This window comes from Actinomyces sp. B33, assembly GCF_028437565.1.
Lineage (GTDB): Bacteria > Actinomycetota > Actinomycetes > Actinomycetales > Actinomycetaceae > Pauljensenia.
Genome location: NZ_JAMRYR010000004.1, coordinates 34422 through 54496, shown reverse-complemented (window position 1 = coordinate 54496; position 20075 = coordinate 34422). Strand labels below are relative to the sequence as shown.

At 68.9% G+C, this 20075-nt stretch carries 15 protein-coding genes; 6 read left to right on the top strand and 9 right to left on the bottom strand.

Going from position 1 to position 20075, the window contains the following annotated elements:
- Positions 1–31 precede the first annotated feature (31 nt).
- Positions 32–1372: an AGE family epimerase/isomerase gene (locus tag M3T53_RS06845; protein WP_272433762.1), complete on the bottom strand. Its 1341-nt coding sequence runs from the start codon at positions 1370–1372 to the stop codon at positions 32–34.
- A 159-nt stretch (positions 1373–1531) separates the two neighbouring features.
- On the opposite strand from M3T53_RS06845, the gene pgm reads away from it, so the two are divergent.
- Both pgm and M3T53_RS06835 read left to right on the top strand, forming a co-directional pair.
- Positions 1532–3202, top strand: coding sequence for a phosphoglucomutase (alpha-D-glucose-1,6-bisphosphate-dependent) (gene pgm / locus M3T53_RS06840; RefSeq protein WP_272433761.1), 1671 nt, complete (start codon positions 1532–1534; stop codon positions 3200–3202).
- 201 nt (positions 3203–3403) lie between these two features.
- Positions 3404–4609, top strand: a complete 1206-nt coding sequence (locus M3T53_RS06835) for an MFS transporter (protein ID WP_272433760.1) — start codon at positions 3404–3406, stop codon at positions 4607–4609.
- Positions 4610–4630: 21 nt separating this feature from the next.
- Here M3T53_RS06835 and M3T53_RS06830 read toward each other — a convergent pair whose 3' ends face one another.
- From M3T53_RS06830 to M3T53_RS06815, 4 genes are all read right to left on the bottom strand, one after another.
- Positions 4631–5665, bottom strand: coding sequence for a LacI family DNA-binding transcriptional regulator (locus M3T53_RS06830; RefSeq protein WP_272433759.1), 1035 nt, complete (start codon positions 5663–5665; stop codon positions 4631–4633).
- A 44-nt stretch (positions 5666–5709) separates the two neighbouring features.
- Positions 5710–6564: a carbohydrate ABC transporter permease gene (locus tag M3T53_RS06825; RefSeq protein ID WP_272433758.1), complete on the bottom strand. Its 855-nt coding sequence runs from the start codon at positions 6562–6564 to the stop codon at positions 5710–5712.
- A complete protein-coding gene (locus M3T53_RS06820; protein WP_272433757.1) occupies positions 6561–7487 on the bottom strand; it encodes a carbohydrate ABC transporter permease in 927 nt (308 codons plus the stop codon). The genes M3T53_RS06825 and M3T53_RS06820 overlap by 4 nt, the downstream gene beginning before the upstream one ends.
- A gap of 69 nt (positions 7488–7556) precedes the next feature.
- Complete coding sequence (locus M3T53_RS06815; protein WP_272433756.1) at positions 7557–8870, bottom strand: ABC transporter substrate-binding protein; 1314 nt, start codon at positions 8868–8870, stop codon at positions 7557–7559.
- A gap of 311 nt (positions 8871–9181) precedes the next feature.
- On the opposite strand from M3T53_RS06815, the gene M3T53_RS06810 reads away from it, so the two are divergent.
- The 3 genes from M3T53_RS06810 to M3T53_RS06800 all read left to right on the top strand — a co-directional run bounded on the left by M3T53_RS06810 (position 9182) and on the right by M3T53_RS06800 (position 15237).
- The gene (locus M3T53_RS06810; RefSeq protein ID WP_272433755.1) at positions 9182–11872 is read left to right on the top strand and encodes an alpha-L-rhamnosidase; all 2691 of its coding nucleotides are present in this window, start codon (positions 9182–9184) and stop codon (positions 11870–11872) included.
- Entirely contained in the window at positions 11869–14022 is a 2154-nt protein-coding gene (locus tag M3T53_RS06805; RefSeq protein WP_272433754.1) for a hypothetical protein, read from the top strand. The genes M3T53_RS06810 and M3T53_RS06805 overlap by 4 nt, the downstream gene beginning before the upstream one ends.
- 93 nt (positions 14023–14115) lie before the next feature.
- Positions 14116–15237: a class II aldolase/adducin family protein gene (locus M3T53_RS06800; RefSeq protein ID WP_272433753.1), complete on the top strand. Its 1122-nt coding sequence runs from the start codon at positions 14116–14118 to the stop codon at positions 15235–15237.
- A gap of 103 nt (positions 15238–15340) precedes the next feature.
- On the opposite strand, the gene M3T53_RS06795 is transcribed toward M3T53_RS06800, so the two are convergent.
- Complete coding sequence (locus tag M3T53_RS06795) at positions 15341–16396, bottom strand: zinc-binding dehydrogenase (protein ID WP_272433752.1); 1056 nt, start codon at positions 16394–16396, stop codon at positions 15341–15343.
- Between the two features lie 18 nt (positions 16397–16414).
- On the opposite strand from M3T53_RS06795, the gene M3T53_RS06790 reads away from it, so the two are divergent.
- Complete coding sequence (locus M3T53_RS06790) at positions 16415–16741, top strand: hypothetical protein (RefSeq protein WP_272433751.1); 327 nt, start codon at positions 16415–16417, stop codon at positions 16739–16741.
- Here the strand turns inward: M3T53_RS06790 and M3T53_RS06785 are convergent.
- From M3T53_RS06785 to M3T53_RS06775, 3 genes are all read right to left on the bottom strand, one after another.
- Positions 16678–18189, bottom strand: coding sequence for a rhamnulokinase (locus M3T53_RS06785; RefSeq protein WP_272433750.1), 1512 nt, complete (start codon positions 18187–18189; stop codon positions 16678–16680). The two genes, M3T53_RS06790 and M3T53_RS06785, sit on opposite strands and share 64 nt — an antisense overlap.
- A 160-nt stretch (positions 18190–18349) precedes the next feature.
- Positions 18350–19528, bottom strand: a complete 1179-nt coding sequence (rhaI, locus tag M3T53_RS06780) for an L-rhamnose isomerase (RefSeq protein ID WP_272433749.1) — start codon at positions 19526–19528, stop codon at positions 18350–18352.
- Positions 19529–19567: 39 nt separating this feature from the next.
- Positions 19568–19933 carry an L-rhamnose mutarotase gene (locus tag M3T53_RS06775; RefSeq protein ID WP_272433748.1) on the bottom strand — a complete coding sequence of 122 codons (366 nt, stop codon included), beginning with the start codon at positions 19931–19933 and terminating at the stop codon, positions 19568–19570.
- Between the last annotated feature and the right edge of the window lie 142 nt (positions 19934–20075).

The following is a 20075-nucleotide window of genomic DNA, read 5'->3' as shown; positions in this document are numbered from 1 at the left end:
CCCGGGCCTCGCCCATGGGACCGGCCAAACGCTACACGCGGTGCCCGAAGAAGTTCCACGACCTCTTGTCCGACGGCGCCTCCTCGGGCTTGTCGAGGAGGCCGCGCGACAGCGCCGAGGCGAAAGGCGGCCACAACGGCACCCGTGCCGCGAGCATCGACTGAACCGCGTGGTACACGTCCCAGCGCGACGACTTCGCCGCCGTCACCTCCCGATTATGCGCGTCCAGGCGACGCACCCACCGCCCGGGGGAGCTGATGAGGTAGTCGTTAACGTAATCGACGAACGACCGGTAGCAGTGCTCGTAGTGCTCGACCTCGCCGGGGGTCGCGTGATCGTCGAGCAGCGCCCGGCGCAACGCGACTGTCGCGCAGATGCCCTCGCACACCACCCACTGCTGATGCTCGTCCTCGCCCACGAGCGGGGCGCCGTCCGGCCCGACGACCGTCGCGAACCCGGGCTCCCCATCGGTGCGCCGCCACCCGTCGACCCGAGCGCGCTCGAAGAGCTCGACCCCCATCTCCTTGAGGTAGTCCGGCACCGGACGGCCCATCGAACGCAGTCCCGACCGGATCTGCAGCGCCAATCGCACCCATTGCAGGGCGCGCCCCGTGACGTACCCGTGGTAGACGCGCCGCCGGTCGGCCTGCCCCACCGGCTCGCCCTCGAGCCTCTTCCACGAGGCGTCGAAGTACTCGGGCAGGCGCCAGTCGTTCGCCGAGGCGACCTCGTGGACGAAGGAGGCCATGATCTCGGCGCGCTCGACCCACACCGGGTCGGTCGTCGCCTCGCCCGCAGCCAGATAGGCCTCCGCCGTGTGCAGGAGCGTGCCCATCGTGCGCACCGGCAGTTCCTCGGAGAAATCCTCGACGAATTGGTCGCGGACGAGGCCGTTGCCCTCGAGCCAGTAGCGCTCCTGATCGTGGAGGAGCCGGCTGAGCAGCTCATGGGCTCCGGGGCGATCCGCCACCGTGGCCGCCGCGACGCCCAGGATGACATAGGCGTTGTGGTACTGGGACTTCGCGCGCCCGTCCTCGTCCCACGGCACGCCATTGCCATCGGCGTCCGGATCGGGCGTGATCGACGTCCACATGCCGCCGTGCTCGGGATCGACGAAGAACCGGTTGAGGCACCGGATGGCGTGGTCGGCGTAGCGACGCGACCCGGGCAGTCCCATGAGCGTGCCGAGGGAGAAGACGTAGAGCATCCGCGCGGTGACGGCCAGATCGATGCTCCGGGTCGGGTCGGGGTCGCCTTCGACCGTCAGATGCGCGAACCCGGTGGGGACGATCGCCCCTTCGGCCTCGGCGATCAAGGCCTGCATCTGGGCGGACAGCCACCTGTTGTGCTCAACGGAATCGAACCATCCCACGGGGGACCTCCTGACGTCATCGTCATCGAGCGGGGGCCGGATGTGACCGGCGGAACATTTTTAATGTATCAGGAGGTCAGCGTCGACAGAAATGCGAGGGGTGATCCCATCTGATGCGATGGGATGCCAAACGACGGCGGGTCGGTGCACACTGGGGCCATGCACGAACGAGCAGGCACAGTCGCCCTTCCCGCAGACCTCATCGACTCCGCCGAGGTCGTCGGCGCCTACTACGACATCGAACCGGACCCCTCCGACGTCAACCAGAGGGTCTCCTTCGGCACCTCCGGGCATCGCGGGTCCTCCCTGGACGGCCGATTCAACGAGGCCCACATCGTCGCCATCACCGCGGCCATCGTCGAGTACCGCGCCTCCCAGGGCGTCGACGGCCCCCTGTTCATCGGCCGCGACACCCACGCCCTGTCCGAGCCCGCATGGCGCACCGCCCTGGAAGTCCTCGCCGCCGCCGGCGTCGACACCCGGATCGACTCGCGCGGCTCCTACACTCCGACGCCGGCCGTCTCCGTCGCCATCCTCGGGGCCAACGGCGCCCCCGGGGCCCTGCGCACCTGCGGGCCCGGCCTGGCGGACGGCATCGTCGTCACCCCCTCGCATAATCCTCCCCGCGACGGCGGCTTCAAGTACAACCCCCCGCACGGCGGCCCCGCCGACGCCGACGCGACCGGGTGGATCGCCGACCGCGCCAATGAGATCCTCGCCGAGGGCTGGCGCAAGGTCCCCCGGATCATCGGCTCGGGCTTGCTCGACGACGAGCACATCGTCCCCTTCGACTACACGACCTTCTACGTCGACCAGCTCGACACCGTGATCGACATCGACGCGATCCGCTCGGCGGGCGTGCGCATCGGCGCCGATCCTCTCGGCGGGGCCTCCGTCGACTACTGGGCGGCGATCGCCGAGCGCTACGGCCTCGACCTGACGGTCGTCAACCCCGTCGTCGATCCCTCGTGGCCGTTCATGACACTCGACTGGGACGGCAAGATCCGCATGGACTGCTCCTCCCCCTACGCGATGGCATCCCTGCGGCAGGCCATGACGCCCGACGAGAACGGCGACACCCCGTACGACATCGCCACCGGCAACGACGCCGACTCGGACCGCCACGGCATCGTCACGCCCGACGGCCTGATGAATCCGAACCACTATCTCGCGGTCGCCATCGAGTACCTCTTCACCCACCGCCCCGGGTGGTCGTCGGAGGCCGCCGTCGGCAAGACCCTCGTCTCGTCGGCGCTCATCGACCGCGTCGTCGACTCCTTGGGCAGGCGCCTCATCGAGGTGCCCGTCGGCTTCAAGCACTTCGTCCCCGGGCTGCTCGACGGCTCGGTCGGCTTCGGCGGCGAGGAGTCCGCGGGGGCCTCGTTCCTGCGCAGGGACGGCACCGTGTGGTCGACCGACAAGGACGGGATCATCCTCGCGCTGCTCGCCTCGGAGATCCTCGCCGTGACCGGCAAGACCCCCTCGCAGCTCCACGACGAGCAGGTCGAGCGCTTCGGCGCCTCGGCGTACGCGCGCATCGACGCCCCGGCGAACCGCGAGGAGAAGGCCCGGCTCGCCGCCCTGTCGCCCGAGGACGTCGCCGCCACCGACCTGGCCGGGGACCCGATCGTCGCGACGCTCGTGCGCGCCCCGGGCAACGGCGAGGCGATCGGGGGCCTCAAGGTGGCGACCGAGCACGCGTGGTTCGCCGCCCGCCCGTCGGGCACCGAGGACGTCTACAAGATCTACGGCGAGTCCTTCAAGGGCCCCGAGCACCTGGCCGAGGTGCAGGAGGCGGCCAAGCGCCTGGTCTCGGACGCGCTGGGCTGAGTTCCGCTCGGGGACGGGCCCAGACGGCTCTCCATTCCCTCCCGTTTCCCCCGAAAACGAACATTTCCCCGCTTATCCGGTAGGAAATGTTCGTTTTCGGGGGAAATCATCACTGTCAGTAGTCCCGTGCGCAGTGGAATCCTGCACGAAACCCACGGGGACACGACCCGCCCCTGCGACGAGCGCCGATAGAATCACCTGATGGTCTACTCCCGCATCTTGCGCATCCGAGGCGCGTGGAGGTTCTCCTTCACCGGCCTGATCCTGCGCCTGCCGATGTCGATGATGGGCATCTCGATCATCCTGCTCGTCAAATCCGAGTACGGGAACTACACGCTCGCGGGCGCCGTATCCGCCGTCAACATCGTCGCCCTGGCCGTGTGCGCCCCGATCCTCGCGCGCCTCGTCGACGAGCACGGACAGATGAGGATCATGGGTCCCGCGCTGGCGGTCTGCGCCGCCTCGGCCTCCGGCCTCCTCGTCGCCGCAACGACGCACGCGCCCTCATGGGTCCTCTTCGCGTGCGCCGCGCTGGCGGGGGCGACATGGGGCTCTCCAGGGGCGCTCGTGCGCTCCCGGTGGGCGACCGTCGTCGACGATCCGCGGGACTTGACGACCGCCTACGCCTTCGAGGCCGCGATGGACGAGATCGTCTTCATCCTCGGGCCCGTCCTGGCGACGGTCCTCGGCACGTCGCTGCACGCGGGAACGGGCGTCGCCCTGTCCGTGCTGTTCCTCGTCGCCGGCGGCGCCGGATTCCTCGCCCAGCGGTCGAGCGAGCCGGCGCCGGTACGGCGCGAGCCGGGGATCGCACGAGCCTCGGTGATCTTCAAGCCGGCGGTTCTGGTCCTCGCCCTGACGTACATCGGGGCGGGCATGCTGTTCGGGGCGAACGACGTCTCGGTCGTCGCCTTCACCGAGGCCCTGGGCGCTCCCGCCATGTCCGGGGTCCTCCTCGCGGTGTTCTCCACAGGCTCGCTGGTCGCGGCGCTCGTCTACGGGGCGCGCAGCTGGGTCCAGCCCCTGTGGCGGCTCTACATGGTCGGGATCATCGCCTTGGCGGTCGGCACGACGACCTTCCTGGCGGCGCATCACCTGTGGTCGATGGCGGTGACGATGCTCATCACCGGCATGGCGTGCGCGCCGACGATGACGAACGTCAACATGATCATCGCGAGGATCGTCCCCGCGTCGCAGCTCACCGAGGGGCTCGCGTGGATGTCGACCTCGATGAACCTCGGGGTGTCCCTCGGGGCGGCGGTCGCCGGCCGGGCCGTCGACTCGGCCGGAGCCCACGGAGGCTACGTCATCGTCGTCGGGGCGGGATGGATCATGGTCGCCCTCATGCTCGTCGGCGTGCGCTCCCTGCGGCGGGACACCGAGGAGGAGGCGCCGACCCTCGATTGACGAGAGTAAGACGCGGGTCGTTCAACCGGTCGACGATGTCGAGGCCCTGATGACGAGCTCTGGCGAGAGCGTCACCCTCCGGTGCTCGTGCCCCTCGTCCCGAGCCATCTCCTCCAAGAGGAGTCGAACAGCGGCCGCGCCCATCTCTTGCCCCTTCATCGCCACGCTCGTCAACGGCACCGGGCAGTCCTGGGCGGAGGCGTTCCGGTCGCAGCCCATGACGGCGATATCGCCGGGAACCGAGATTCCCGCCTCGCCCAGTCCCTCGATCAGCGCGGAGGCCAATGAATCCGTGACCCCGATGATGCCGTCCGGACGCGAACCGGAGCTGCGGGCGGAGACGATCTCAGCGACTGCGCGGCCATCGGCCTCCTTGACGCCGTCGACGGCGATCTCCTCGAAGGCGGCTCGTCCTGCGGCTTCGCGCATGGCCCTGCGCACTCCGATGCGGCGCAGGCGCACGGGCTGGTAGTCCTCATCTCCTCCGCCTGCCAGAGCGATGCGGGTGCAGCCGATCTCGATCATGTGGCGGGCGGCGAGGTAGCCGACGCGCTCATTATCGACGACGACGGTGCACAGGTCGTCGTCCCCCTGGTCGTAGTTGATGATGACCACCGGGGTGCCCCGGACTTTGAGGCGGGCAATATGGGATGCAGAGTCTTGCATCGGGGCGAGGAGCAGGCCTGCGACACGCGCCTCGCTGAAGGACTCGACGTTCTCGCCCTGAGCGTCGAAATCGTCGGCGCTGTCGGCGAGGAGGAGGTTGTGGCCGGCGGCCCTGGCCGCCGCCTGGGCCCCCCTGGCCACGTCGACGAACATCGAGTTCGACAGGTTGATGACGACCAGGCCGATCGATCCGGGGCGACCGGACGCCAGGGAGCTGGCGTTTCCGTTTCGGACGAATCCCAGCTCCTCGATCGCGGCGCGGACCCGTTCGATGGTCGTCTCGGAGACGCGCTCGGGATGGTTGAGCACGTTGGATGCGGTGCCCAGGGAGACCCCGGCGCGCTCGGCGACGTCGTGGAGGCGGGGCGCCCCCTGGGGATGACTAGGCATCCTCGGATCACCTTCTCCAATCACTTCGCGATGTGGGCCTGACTTCACCCCTTGACCGCGCCGGCGGTCATGCCCTCTTGAATCTGACGGTTGAAGAACGCGTACATGATCAGCGGCGGCACGGTGATGAGGAGAACGTCCATGAACAGGAGATTCCACTGATTCAGGCCCTGCGACTGGAAATTGTACAGGGTGAGTTGAACGGTTTCGTTGCCCTGGCCGGGCAGGAAGTACAGGGCGTAGGTGAAGTCGTTGAACACGGCGACCGCCTGGACGACGATGACGGTGACGATCGTGGATTTGAGCAGCGGGAAGATCACCGCGAAGAAGAGTCGTAAGGGGCCCGCACCATCGATGATCGCGGCCTCGTCGAGTTCTCGGGGGATCGTTTGGACGAAGGCCCGGAACAGGAGGATGCAGAAGGACAGGCCGAAGGCGACGTGGACGGCGACGAGTCCCGCGAGGGACTTGTACAGGCCGATCCCATCGAGGACCCAGATCGTCGGGACGACGGCCGGCGGAATGATGAGGCCCATCATGACGAAGAGGTTGATGAGCCCGTTCCACTTCGAGGAGCGCCGCTGGAGGACGTACCCGACCATTGCTCCGAGGATCACTTGAATGGCGACGGCGGCGACGGTGACGATCCCGGAGTTGATGAAGGCTCGGACCAGGACGTAGTCCTGGGTCGCGATGACGGTTCGGAAGTTCTCGACGAATGCCCATTGGGTGGGCAGGGAGAATTCGAGGAGCGAGGCCTCCTGCTGGGTCTTTGAGGCCGTCAGGATGATGAAGACGAAGGGGATGATGAAGACGACGATGCTGCTGAGGATCGCGACGATCCCGGGGATCAGGCCTTTGCGGGGGCGCGCCGAGCGCGTGCGTGCGGGGGTGCTCATTTCTCGCCCCTCCTGTTGAGCCACATGTTGAGCGGGATGACGATGAGGGCGATGACGAGGAAGAGGACGACGTTGCCCGCGGTCGACAGGCCGTAGAAGCCGGCCTGGTACTGCTTGTAGATGACGGAGGCGATGACATCGGAGGAGAATCCGGGGCCGCCCCGGGTCATCGTCCAGATGAGGTCGAAGGACCGTAGGCCGCCGATGAGCGAGAGGATGATGACGGTGACGGTCGCTGGTCGGCACAGCGGGAGGGTGATGTTCGTGAAGATATCCCATGAGCCCGCGCCATCCATCTTGGCGGCCTCGATGTACTCGGCGGGGATGGCGACGATGCCGGAGATGTAGATGACGGTGGCCAGGCCGACGCCTTTCCACACGTCGACGCCCGCGACGGAGAAGAGGGCGAGATCGGGGTTGGTCAACCATCCGGGCCCATCGATGCCGATGACGGCGAGGGCGCGGTTGATGAGGCCGTCGTTCGGGTCGAGGAGGACCTTCCACGTGACGCCCACGCCGATGGTCGACACGAGGACGGGGAAGAAGACGACGGATCGCAGGTAGTTGCGACCAAGAACCTGGGAGGTCAGGAGAACTGCGAGGGCTAGGCCGAGGACGACTTTGGATCCGGAGGTGACGACGGCGTAGATAACGGTGTTGATGAATCCCTTGACGAGGGAGGGCTCCTTGAAGAAGAGGACGAAGTTGTCCACTCCGATGAACTCCATGTCGAAGAGCGTCCATCGGTTAAGGGAGAAGTAGAACGAAGCGAGTGTGGGGGCGAGGAAGAGGACGATGAAGAAGATGCCGGCTGGGATGTGGAAGGAGAGGGGATAGTACCCGTCGAGGCCGCTGCCCTTCTTCTTGCGGAAGCGTTGCGCCCGGTGGCGCCTGGATTCGGCGAGGGGAGATGTCGTCGTCATGGTTCCTCCAGTGGTCGGCGCCTGGGGCGGTCGCGGATCGGCCGCCCCAGGCGCGTCACGGTCGGTGTGTCACCAGCCCTCGATGCCGAGCTGCTGGGCCTGCTTCTGGACGTCTTGGTCGTAGAGCGCGGCGCCTTCGGCGGCGGTGGAGATCCCGGAGCCGACCTGGACGGTGATCTGCTCGAGAGACGGCCCCTTGATGGGGGAGAGGAATTCGAGGGCGAGCCCGGTGTTGCCCTCGTCGTAGTAGGGGGTCATGTCCTTGACGAGGGAGGCGGCGGTGTCGGGGACATCGCAGCCGTCGATGACGAACGGTCCGCCGATGGTGATGGCCAAGCCCATGACGGCGCAGGCCTCGGGGCCGGCGAGCCAGGCGAGGACCTCGTAGGAGGCCTGGAGCGCGGCGCCCTCGGTGGTCTTGGGGATGTACATGCCGTTGGGGGTGCCGATGGTCAGGCCGTTGATGGACGGGTCGTCGGAGGGGATGGGGAAGACTCCGATGGACGGATCGGCGTCGGGGTAGTTGGCCCCGACGGCGGCGGCGATGTTGGAGGTCAGCATCGGGAAGTGGGCGCCGGTGCCCTCGGCGAGCATTTTCACGCCGTCGTCGTAGGTGGCCGAGGCGTAGTCGTCGTTCATGTATCCGGCCGTGAAGACGTCCTCCATGTGCTGGAATCCGGCGAAGGCGGGCGGGTCGACGTACTTGGCCTTGTTCCCGGTGTACTTGTCGGCCCATTGCGGGTCGGCGGCCAGGACGTTGTAGGCGTCTCCGAGGACGGGCAACTGGGAGGTCCAGGTGTCGGAGTAGGTCTGGATGACGGGGGTGATACCGGCGTCCTTGATCTTCTGGTTGTTCGCCATGAACTCGTCCCACGACCGGGGGATGTCGAGGCCGAGGTTGGCGTAGACGTCTTTGTTGTAGAGCATTCCGAAGGCGAAGGAGGCGCCGACGGGCAGGCCGTAGAGGCCGTTGTCAGTGGAGGCGGACTGCTTCCAGTTCTGGGAGACGCGTCCGGCCCAGTCCTGATCGGATAGGTCGATGAGGGTGGTGTCGGGGCTCAGGGCCTTGAGGAGGGAGCCCGAGTTGTACCAGAACATGTCGTTCATGTCGCCGGTGGACAGTCGGGTCTTGACGAGGTTGTCGCCCTCGGAACCGGTGGGGTGGGTCTCGTAGGAGATCTGGATGGCGTCGTGGGAGGAGTTGAAGGATTCGACGAGGCCGTCCCACAGGGCGATCGACGAGGGGTCCGAGTCGATGTAGATCGACACGGTGGTCGTGCCGTCGGCGGATGGGGTGTCCGAGGCGGAGCCGCAGGCCGTCAGGCCGGCGGCGAGGACGAGGGCGGATGCTGTCGCGGCGGCGATGGTCAGGCGTGTGGTCATGCTGTGTTCCTCCATGCGGTGGCGTCTCGGCCACTCCCCCATTGGAGTGTTCGAGACATGAAATTGAAGCGCTTCATTGCTCCGTCAGCATAAAATCTCCACAAACGATCGTCAAGAGAGAAATGATAACGATTCAAATATCACCCTACTTCTCTTGAAAAACAAGGAAAAGCGGTTCTTATTGCGCACCTGCTCAGCCCATCAGGGCAACTGTCACCTGCTGCGAGCCGGCTCTTGCATTGATTAGAATAAAGCGCTTCAATACTGATACGCCCGCCGCGACGACGCGGCGACCGACGACAAGGTTGACTATGCCCGTCCCCGCGACCCCCTCCCCCGCGATCCTCGACCCCGCTACCCGTGTGACCTCGCTCCGATCGCGCTTCGATCCCTCTCTCGTCGCAGTCGCGCTCGAAGAGATCCGCCTGCGCTGGGCCGTCGCCTGCGAGCGTCCGGGCGCCAGCCAGACCGCCTATCAGATCCGCCACCGCGCCGACTCCGCTCCCTGGACCGTCGCCGAGCCCGTCCTCTCCGACGCCGCTGTCGACATCCCCGCCCCCGGCGGCCCCCTGAACGCCCGGGAGCAGCGCGAGTACTGCGTGCGCATCGCTACCGACACCGGATGGAGTCCCTGGTCCTCCCCCCTCCTCATCGAAGGGAGCCTCGACTCCGACTCCTTCGCCGCCGACGTCATCTCCATCCCCACCGACCTCGAAGGCCCCGCCGCCATCCTGCGCACCGAGTTCACCCTGCCCTTCACCCCCGTCCGCGCCCGCCTCTACCTGTCCGCCCTCGGACTCGTCCACGCCCGCATCAACGGGGCCGACACCTCCGACGCCCTCCTGACCCCCGGCTGGACCGAGTACGACGACCGCATCCTCATCGACGCCATCGACGCCACCGACCTCGTCCACGAGGGCCGCAATGCCATCAGCCTGACCGTGGGCGACGGCTGGTACCGCGGCCGCATGGGCTTCGCCGGTCGCACCGAGATCTACGGCGACCGATCCGGAGCCATCGCCCGTCTTGAGATCCTCGGCGAGGCAGGACAGGCTCTGACCGTCGCCACCGACGACTCATGGGTCGGCGGATTCGGGCCGATCCGCGCCGCTTCCATCTACGACGGGACGACGATCGACCTACGGCTCGACGCCGGCGACCCCTCCCTGCCCGGCTTCGACACCGACGGCTGGCTCCCCGTCGACATCCTCGACTGCGACCATCGCGTTTTCCACCCCCGCGCCGTCCCCCCCGTGCGCGTCATCGGCGGCTTCGACATGAATGCCCTGTCGGACCGCATCGAGGACGCCGCGGACGGGGTCGTCCTCGACGCCGGCCAGAACATCTCGGGATGGGTCCGCCTGACCGTCGAGGGCGAGGCCGGAACCGAAGTCGTCGTGCGCCACGCCGAGGTCCTCGACCCCGACGGGTCCTTGCACACCGCCTCCCTGCGCTCGGCCCGCGCGACCGACCGCTACATCCTGGGCGAATCCGGCCGGATCGAACTCGAACCCGTTTTCACATTCCACGGCTTCCGCTACGCCGACGTGACCGGGCCCGTCCGGATCGTCTCCGCCCGCGCCATCGCCATCTCCACGGACTTGCCCCGGCGCGCAACCTTCTCCTCGTCCCACAACGCCCTCGACCGGTTCCATGAGAACGTCGTATGGTCCCAACTCGACAACTTCGTCTCGATCCCCACCGACTGCCCCCAGCGCGACGAGCGCCTCGGATGGACCGGCGACGCCCAGGCCTTCGCCGCCACCGCCAACACCCTCTTCGACGCCGAGGCCTTCTGGGCCTCGTGGCTGCGCGACCTCGAACTCGCCCAGAACGACAACGGGGCCGTCGCCTCCCTCGTCCCCAATATCATCGCCGGAGACGCGCGCATGGGAGGCCGGCCCATCGACGACATGGGACGCGCCGGCTGGGCCGACGCCGCGACCATCGTCCCGTGGTCGACCTACGCCTCGGTCGGCTCCCCCGAAATCCTGCGCTCCCAGCTCGACTCGATGCGCCGCTGGGTCGACCACCTGCGCCGGCGCGCCGGCGACGACGTGCTCCTGCCCGATGAGCCCTTCCAATACGGCGACTGGCTCGACCCGGATGCCCCAGTCGACCAGCCGTGGAATGGGAAGACGCCCGCCCTCTTCGTCGCGAACTGCTTCTACATCCACTCGACCCGACTCCTTGCCGCTTCCGAGCGTCTCATCGGCGATCCAGACGAAGCCCAGCGCCTCGAGGACCTCGCGACCCGGGTCGCCGACGCCGTGTGGACGCGGTGGAAGCACGAGGCCCACGAGACCCAGACCGGCGCAGCCATGTGCCTGGAGTTCGGCATCGTCCCGGACCGCGCCCGGCCCGGCCTCGTCGCCGCCCTCGCCGACAACGTCCGACGCGAGAACGGGCGGATCGCGACCGGCTTCCTGGGGACCCCCCTCGTTCTCTTCGCCCTGAGCCGAGCGGGCAAATGGGAAGAGGCGTACACGATGCTCCTGCGGCGCCAGGCCCCCTCGTGGCTCTACCAAGTCGATCGCGGAGCGACGACAGTGTGGGAGCGGTGGGACGCCATCAAGGAGGACGGCTCGATCCACGCCGGCGAAATGGCCGGCGACGAGGGCGGGATGATCTCCTTCAACCACTACGCCTACGGCGCCGTCATCGACTGGGTGTACCGCAATGTCGCCGGCCTCGAACCGATGACCCCCGGCTACCGGACGACCCGGATCGGCCCGCGTCCCGCCACCGCCCTGACGCGCGCCCAGGCGTCGATCGCGACGACCTTCGGCGACCTGTCGATCGCATGGGAGGTCGATCCCGATCTGCTGACAATCCGCCTCGTCATCCCCTTCGGCGTCGAGGCCGTTCTCGACCTCCTCGCCGACGAAGGCTCCATCGCCCTCGTCGACGGCGCTCCCGCGCCCGACAGGCTCGGTCACGGCGCCTACACGATCACCCTGACACGCCCTCGGATCATCGAGGTCGACGCCGCCGCCTCATGACCTCGACGCCGCCGCCGACCACCCGCGAAGAGGTCCTGAGCCTCTCCCCCCTGCCGATCTTCCGGCCTGCCGAAGACGGGATGCGGGCCGAAACCCACCTTTCCCGCCTCGATGACGAGGGGGCGTGGGCCTATCCTCGCGCCCAGTTCGCCCGCGGCGCCCTGCGGGCGCTGCTCGCCGAGAGCCATCGGACGACGCGTCACGTCTCGTATCCCGACAACGCCGTTCTACCGGCCCGGCGAGCCCTGTTCCGCCTGTGCGGGGAAGGCTCAGTCGTCATCGAACAGTCCCTCGGACAGGTACGCGTCCTCGATCCCCTCCTCCCCCATGACGAGGATGCCGTCCTCGCGGGATCACCGGTCGCTCAGGGGTGGTCGGCGGCCTGCCCCGAGGCCGGCCACGCCCCTGTGCCGGGACGGGTCCTGCCCGTCGGCTCGCGCCTCCCGCTCGTCGAGGAGCGCAGCCTCGTCCTCGTCGTCGAAGCCGATGACGCCGACGACCCCCCTGCCCTGCGCCTGAGCTGGACCGGGGGCCGGCCCCCGAGAATCGACACCCGCAGTGACGCGGACGCCCGCTGGTGGCCGGCCGATCTGCGAGTCGGCGACGACGAGCCCCCGCACCGGGCGGGCGAGCCCGTACATCAGATCTCACCGCGCCTTGTCGACGGTCTCTATGAATCGCCCGTCCCGGTTCTGGGGCGCGTCGTCATCTCGTGCGCTCTCGACGCCGAGGAGCCCGTGCTCGCCGTCGGCGAATCCCGGTCGGAGGCCCTGGCCGGTCCGACGATGGACGCCGAGTGCTCAACGGAGCTCGTACCCGCCGGGCCGGGGTCGTGGAGGTCCGTTCACCGCCTGGGGTTGCGCTACCTACGCGTCGTCGGGGACCGCGTCTCCTCGGTGTCGATCGAGGCCAGCGCGCGCCGATTCGGGCGACGCAGCGCTTTCGCCTGCTCCGACGAATCCCTGACAGCGATCTGGTCGACGGCCGCGACGACTTTGGGGACGTGCATCCAGACCCTGCTCGTCGACGGGATCAAGCGGGACCGAGTCCCATGGATGGGCGACAACGCCTCGGCGCTCGGGCCCAACGCCTACGCTTTCGGCGACGCCGTGGCGGCCCGCGACGGGATCGAGGCTCTGCTGGCGTCCCGCCGGGGTTTCGCCAATGGAATCGCCGATTACTCCCTGTGGGGGGTCATCGCCCTGGGCCTGGATCGGGAATTCTTCGACGATCAGGGGCTGGCCGCCTCCGTCATGGGCGACGTCGAGGCCCTGATGGAGTCTTTGCTGGCGTTGACCGACGACGACGGCCTGCTGCGGACGGTGAAGGATGGGTATGCGTTCCCCGAGTCGGGCCCGGGGGCGGTCTTCCTCGACTGGGGGGTCGGGATCGATCCCGATCGCACGCCGACGGCCTTCCAGGCCCTGTGGTTCTGGGCCTTGACGAGCGCGATCGGGGTACGTCGGTCGGTCCTGGGAGGACCGGCGGGGGTTGATCCGGTGGCCGCGCGATGGGCGGGGTGCCGGACGAGGCTGAGGCGGGCCCTGATGGAGTCGGCGTGGGATGGGCGGGCGTGGCGCGAGTACGTCGATGGGGAGTCGTCACCGGCTCCGCTGGCGAACACGCTCGCGGTGCTCGCCGGCCTGGGTCATCGGGGGTCCGAGGCGGTGGCCGAGCAGATCCTCATGACGGAGTCCGGCACGCCGTCGATGCGTTCGTGGGCGCTGCGCGCACTGGTGGAGTTGGGCGAACGGGAGCGGGCCTTGGGGATCCTCAGGGGGTTGTGGGCGCCGATGATCGAGGCCGGGGCCGCGACGTTCTGGGAGGAGTTCGGCCAGGAGGGGGCTTCTCCTACGGAGATGTACGGCCGTCCTTTCGGCAAGAGCCTGTGCCACGGGTGGGCGTCCGGGCCGTGCGATTTGCTGCCGCGCATCGTCCTGGGGGTGCATCCGCTGCTGCCCGGGTGGCGCGAGTTCGAAGTCGATCCGCTGCTCGGGGATCTCGGTTGGGCGGCGGGGGTGGTGCCCTCCCCGGTGGGGGACGTGTGCGTCATCGTCGAGCGCGGATCGGCTCGTGTCGAGGTGCCCGCGGGGTCGGTCCTCGTCCATCGGGGTCGTCGTTTCCCGGGTCCGGCATCGGTGCGGCTCTGAGGGAGTCTCCGAGAACCGTTGACACGGTTTGAATGGTTTCATACCCTCGTACTGAAACGTTTCATACTCTTCGACGCAGAAGGGGAAGCACTCATGTCCGACCTCACCTCTCAACTCATCGCCCTGGCGAACGACATCGGCGGGGACACCGAGTTCTCCCGCGCCGGCGGGGGAAACGCCTCGGTCAAGACCGACGGCGTCCTCCACATCAAGCCCTCGGGCGTGCCGCTGGCCACCCTCGCGGCCGAAGACCTCGTCCCCCTGCGCATCGACGTCCTCCTCGACGCCCTCCACTCCGACGAGGAGGTCGACGGCGACCCCGTGCGCGCCGCAGCCCGCAGAGCCCAGATCGGCGATGCCGGCGGGCGCCGCCCGAGCGTCGAGATCCTCTTCCACGCGCTCATCCCCGACCCCCTCGTCCTCCATCTCCACCCGCTGACCGCCAACGCCCTGACCTGCAACGAGGACGGCCCCGCCCTCGCCCGCGAGATCCTCGGCGACGAGGCGGTGTGGGTCGACTACATCGACCCGGGCGTCCCGCTCGCCCGCGGCGTCGAGGCCGCCCGCGACGCGCACGCCGAGCGAACCGGCAGGCCCGCCCCCGGCATCGTCCTGCTCGGCAATCACGGGATCATCGTCTCCGGCGCGACCTACGACGAGGTCGCCGAGCGGACCCGCTTCCTCACCGACCGCATCCGGGCCGCCATCGACGCGGCCCCCGCGCCCGCGCCCGAGGCCGCCGACGACCTGCCCGCCGACCGCCGCGACGCCCTCGTCGAGGCGTTCCGCACCGCACTGGGATCGGAGGCGACGGCCTCGTCCTGCGAGGGCCATGCGCGCACGTCCTCGAGCGCCCAGGCCGGCCCGGTCTCGCGCGGACCGCTGATCCCCGACCAGATCGTCTACTCCGGTTCCTTCCCCCTGGTCCTCGCCGGGGACGAGGACGAGGCCGGCGTGACCGCCGCCGTCGCCGCCTTCCGCGAGGCGCACGGGCGCGCCCCGATCGTCGCCGTCGTCCCCGGTCGTCTCGTCATCGCCGCCGGGGACTCCCCTGCGGCCGCGCAGAACGCGCTGGCGACGTACCTCGACGCGCTGCGGGTCGCCGCCGACGCCGATCGGATCGGCCGAGTGCGCGTCATGGACGAGCGCGAGCGGCATTTCATCGAGAACTGGGAGGCGGAGGCCTACCGCCGTTCCGTCGCGAAGGAGGGCTGAGGCGGCGCGCCATCGCTCTCCATCCCCACCCGATGACAGGCGCTCCGGCCGATTCTGGCCGGAGCGCCTGTGTCAGCAGGGACGGAGCGTCGGTGCGATGCCGTCAGACCTCGAGGAGGACCTTGATCTCCCGGCGCTCGTCCATCGCCCGGTAGCCGTCGGCCGCGTCCTCCAGCGGGATGCGCGCGGTGAAGACCCTGCCGGGACGGATCTGGCGGCGTTGGATCCGATCGATGAGGTCGGGCAGGAACCGGCGCACCGGGGCTGGGCCTCCCTCCAGGTGGACCTGGCGGAAGAATAGGTCGCGCCCGTCGATCTCCTGGTCGTGCGAGACGCCGACGAATCCGATGCGGCCGCCGGGCCGGCACGAGGCGAGGGCCTGGTCCATCGACTCCTGGGTGCCGACGGCCTCGCACACGCCGTGCGCGCCGTAGCCGCCCGTCAGCTCCCGGACCTTCGCAGCCCCCTCCTCGCCCCGCTCGGCGACGACGACGTCGGCCCCGAACTCGCGCGCGAGGGCCGCCCGGTCCTCGTGTCGGGAGAAGGCGATGACCGTCTGCGCACCGAGGGTCTTGGCGGCGAGGACCGCGCACAGGCCGACCGCCCCGTCGCCGACGACGGCGATCGTCTTACCGGGTCCGGCGTTGGCCGCGACGGCCGCGTACCAGCCGGTGCCCAGGACGTCCGAGGCGGCCAGGTAGTCGGCGAGGATCTCCGGGTCGTCGGGACGCCCGCCGGGCACCACGACGAGGGAGCCATCGGCCTGCTCGACGCGCATGTACTGGGCTTGCGCCCCCGTGTACTCGCCGGCGTTCGCGCACCGCGACGGATAGCCGGCCTCGCAGATCTCGCAGGTGCCGTCGGAGAGCATGAAGGAGCCGATGACGAAGTCGCCGACCTCGACGGAGGCGACGTCGTCGGCCGCTGCGACGACCGTTCCGACGTACTCGTGCCCCATGTACTGATCCTTCACGGGTTGGAGGCCGCGGTAGGGCCACAGGTCCGAGCCGCAAATACAGGAGGCGGCCAGTTTGAGGATGACGTCGCCCCCTCCGTGGAGTCGAGGGACGGGGATCTCGTCAATGACGACCTCGCCGGGGGCCTTCATCACGACGGCTTTCATGGTGGTCGGGAGCGCTGAGGGTGCGATGGTGCTCATGGGGTGCCTTCCCTACGGGTGCCTACTCCATCAGCCTACGACCGGACCGGCGCGATGGCAGGCGGAGGAGATGGAATCCCGCGGCCCGACGTCGACACCTCCTGCTCCTGGCTCGACCTCGACCGGGACACCATCCACGACACCTCGCTCGACGGCGGATCGAGCACCATCCGCCTCGAAGAGGCCGGGGCCGTCATCCTCCTGTACGAGCCCGCCGGAAACTCCTTCACGGGGGATCCGAATGGGGCGGGGAGCGCCCCGGCGCCGCGGATTCCGGGTGCTCAGCCGAAGACGCGCGCCTCGGCCGCCTCCCAGGCGCCAAGAGCTCCCGGAGTCGGCTCGTAGCGGGTGAGGGCGGAGGAATCGGACACGATCCGGCGCAGGTTCGCGAGCCCCCCGTCGAGGGCCCCGATGGCGCGCAGCTGGACGACCATGTTCCCGATCCCCGTGCCCTCGACGGGCCCGGCGATCACGGGCAGTCCCGTGGCGTCGGCCGTGGACTGGCACAGGAGGGCGTTCTTCGAGCCGCCGCCGACGATGTGGACGACCTCGATCGCCTTGCCGGACAGCTCGCCCGTCTGGCGCAGGGCCCTCCGGTAGGCGACGACGAGGGACTCGGTGATCGCCCGGAGCAGCTCTGCGCGACTGCGGGGCGCCGGTTCGCCGACGCGCGCGCACCACCGGTCGATCCGTCCGAGCATGTCGCCGGGGGCGAAGAACTCGGGGTCGTTGATGTCGAAGAGGGTGCGCATCGGCTCTGCCGCCTCGGTCTGGGCGTCGAGGACCGGCCACGACAGGCCGTCCGCATCGGAGCTCTCCGCCTCCCGCCATTGCCGCAGGCACTCCTGCTGAACCCACATCCCCATGATGTTCTTCAGGTAGCGGACGGTCCCGTCGACGCCGAGTTCGTTGGTGAAGTTCGCGGCGCGCGATGCCTGCGACAGGACCGGCGCGTCGAGTTCGGTCCCCACCAGGGACCAGGTTCCCGACGAGATGAGCCCGAAGGGGGCGCCCTCTTCGACGGCGGGCACGGCGACGACCGCGGACGCCGTGTCGTGGGATCCGACGGCGATCAGCGGCGTAGCGGCGCCCTCGTGGGTGCGCAGGTCGACTCCGGCCAGTCGCACCGGGCCGATGACAGCGCCCGGTTCGACGAGTTCGGGCAGGATCGCCGGGACGTCGACGTCGAAGCGCGAGGACAGCAGGTCGAGGACCTCCGGGCTCCATCGTCGCGTCGTCGGGTCGATCATCCCGGTGCTCGACGCGTTGGTCACTTCGCAGATCCGCCGACCCGTCAGCCAGTAGCCGATGAGGTCGGGGAGCATGAGCATCGTCCGCGCGCGCCCGGACCGGTCCCAGTCGCGGTCGGCGATCAGTTGGAACATCGTGTTGAACGGCTGGAATTGGAGGCCGTTGAGGGAGTACAGGTCGTCGGCGCCGATCTCGTCGAAGAGTCGGCGGGTCGCGGTCTCGGTGCGCGGGGACCGGTAGGACGAGGGGTTGCCGACGAGTCTGCCGTCCGCGTCGAGGAGGCCGTAGTCGACGGCCCACGAGTCGATGCCGATGGCGTCGACGGGGCCGCGCCGCGCCGCTTCGGCCAGGCCGGCGCGGATCCCGCTCCACAGGGCGAGGACGTCCCATTCGAAGTCGTTGTCGCCGTCGACGGGGACGCGGACGGGGCCGTTGGGGAATCGGGAGCATTCCTCGACGGTGAGCCGTCCGCCGTCGAGGACGCCGCGCAGGACGCGCCCGGAGGAGGCGCCGAGGTCGATGGCTGCGATGGCGTGGGTCATCAGGGTTCTCCGTCTCGTCGGGGGTTGTCCGTCGGTGTCTGCGGCGAGAAGCGGCACCGCCCCGGGTGGCGCGACCGTGGTCCGCGGGGCCGGGGAGGTGCCGCTCATGGCGCGGGAGGCGCCGTTCCGCCCGCCCCTGGTGCGAGGGGCGGGCGGGGTCTTAGGCGCCCCAGCTGGCCTGCTGGCCGCCGACGCGCTCGGCCTCGATGGTCTCGAGGTAGCCGGAGCGGGCGAAGGCGGCGAGCGGGTCGGGGTCGAGGCCCTGGTCCTCGCGCAGGTCGCGCAGGAGCGGGCGCACATCGGTGGAGAAGGCGTCCATGAGGACCTGGTTGGCACCGATGACGTCGTGGTCGGCCTGGGCTCGGGAGAGGGCGTCGCGGTCGACGAGGAGGGCCTTGGCGGTGGCCTCCTGGACGTTGAGGGCCGAGAGGATCTCCCCGGGGATCTTCGCCTCGAGGTTGTGGCACTGGTCGAGCATGAAGTTGACGCCGGAGTCCTTGTCGAGGGCGCCGAAGCCGACGATCTCGTGCATGATGCGGAAGAGCTGGAAGGGGTCGGCGGAGCCGACGATGAGGTCGTCGTCGGCGTAGAAGCGCGAGTTGAAGTCGAAGGCCCCCAGGCGCCCGGCGCGCAGGAGTTGGACGACGATGAACTCGATGTTGGTCCCGGGCGCGTGGTGACCGGTGTCGAGGCAGACGACGGCCCGCTCGCCGAGGGCGAGGACGTGGGAGAGGGCGGTGCCCCAGTCCGGGATGTCGGTGTGGTAGAAGGCGGGCTCGAAGAACTTGTACTCGAGGAGGAGCTGCTGGTCGTCGTCGAGTTCGGAGTAGATCGTCTGGAGGGATTCGGCGAGGCGTTCCTGGCGGGCGGCGATGGAGTCCTGGCCGGGGTAATTGGTGCCGTCGGCGAGCCAGATCTTGAGGACTTTCGAGCCGGTGGCGCGCATGACGTCGATGCATTCGAGGTGGGCGTCGACGGCCTTGCGGCGCAGGGCGGGGTCGGAGTTGGTCAGGGACCCGAATTTGTAGTCGTTGTCCTGGAAGACGTTGGAGTTGATGGTGCCGAGTTCGACGCCGAGTTCGGCGGCGTGGTCGCGCAGGGCTTCGAAGGAGTCGACGAGGTCCCAGGGGATGTGGAGGGAGACTCGGGGGGTGATCCCGGTGAAGCGGTGGACTTGGGCGGCGTCGGCGACTTTCTCGAAGGCGTCGCGGGGGGTGCCGGGGGTGGCGAAGACCTTGAAGCGGGTGCCGGAGTTGCCGAAGGCCCAGGAGGGCAGTTCGATGGTCTGCTCGGCGAGGAGTCTGCGCTGCTCGGCGGTGAGGTCGGAAAGGGCGACCATGGGGGTTCTCTCTTTCGATGGCGGTCGGGTGCGGGCGTGTCAGGGGAGGTAGAAGTACTGGGGCAGGATGCGGGCCTGTCCGCCGGCTTCTCCGTCGAAGTACTGGGCCATGTCGGCCTGCCAGCGGGTGTTGACCTCGGTGGCGGCCATCGCTCGTTGGGCGGCGTCGGCGTCGTCGGATTCGAAGTAGCCGACGACGGTGCCGGAGTCGCGGTCGAGGAAGAGCGAGTAGTTGCGCCATCCGGCGTCGGTCAGGGCGTCGCGCATCTCCTGCCAGACGCGCTGGTGGACGTCGACGTACTCGGCGAGCTTGTCGGGACGGACCCGCAGTAGGAAGCACTGCCGGGTGGGCGAGGCCTGGTCGGTGGCAGTCAGGAGCGCGTCGAGGTCGAGGGTCGGGCTCATCATTCCTCCTTCGTCGTCGAATGGGAACGTCGTGGGGTCCAGCATATGATGAAACGTTTCATTAGTCAATGGGCGATCCGCCTCTCACAGGGCTCGGCGGCCGGAGGGGACCCCGACCGCCGAGCATCAGAACGTCGCGCGA

Excerpts from the sequence above, each read along its gene's own strand:
- M3T53_RS06830 (WP_272433759.1), bottom strand. The coding sequence starts at position 5,665 with ATGCCTAGTCATCCCCAGGGGGCGCCCCGCCTCCACGACGTCGCCGAG.
- M3T53_RS06835 (WP_272433760.1), top strand. The coding sequence starts at position 3,404 with ATGGTCTACTCCCGCATCTTGCGCATCCGAGGCGCGTGGAGGTTCTCC.
- M3T53_RS06795 (WP_272433752.1), bottom strand. The coding sequence starts at position 16,396 with ATGAGCACCATCGCACCCTCAGCGCTCCCGACCACCATGAAAGCCGTC.
- M3T53_RS06810 (WP_272433755.1), top strand. The coding sequence starts at position 9,182 with ATGCCCGTCCCCGCGACCCCCTCCCCCGCGATCCTCGACCCCGCTACC.
- M3T53_RS06805 (WP_272433754.1), top strand. The coding sequence starts at position 11,869 with ATGACCTCGACGCCGCCGCCGACCACCCGCGAAGAGGTCCTGAGCCTC.
- pgm (WP_272433761.1), top strand. The coding sequence starts at position 1,532 with ATGCACGAACGAGCAGGCACAGTCGCCCTTCCCGCAGACCTCATCGAC.
- M3T53_RS06825 (WP_272433758.1), bottom strand. The coding sequence starts at position 6,564 with ATGAGCACCCCCGCACGCACGCGCTCGGCGCGCCCCCGCAAAGGCCTG.
- M3T53_RS06775 (WP_272433748.1), bottom strand. The coding sequence starts at position 19,933 with ATGAGCCCGACCCTCGACCTCGACGCGCTCCTGACTGCCACCGACCAG.
- M3T53_RS06820 (WP_272433757.1), bottom strand. The coding sequence starts at position 7,487 with ATGACGACGACATCTCCCCTCGCCGAATCCAGGCGCCACCGGGCGCAA.
- M3T53_RS06785 (WP_272433750.1), bottom strand. The coding sequence starts at position 18,189 with ATGACCCACGCCATCGCAGCCATCGACCTCGGCGCCTCCTCCGGGCGC.
- M3T53_RS06800 (WP_272433753.1), top strand. The coding sequence starts at position 14,116 with ATGTCCGACCTCACCTCTCAACTCATCGCCCTGGCGAACGACATCGGC.
- M3T53_RS06815 (WP_272433756.1), bottom strand. The coding sequence starts at position 8,870 with ATGACCACACGCCTGACCATCGCCGCCGCGACAGCATCCGCCCTCGTC.
- rhaI (WP_272433749.1), bottom strand. The coding sequence starts at position 19,528 with ATGGTCGCCCTTTCCGACCTCACCGCCGAGCAGCGCAGACTCCTCGCC.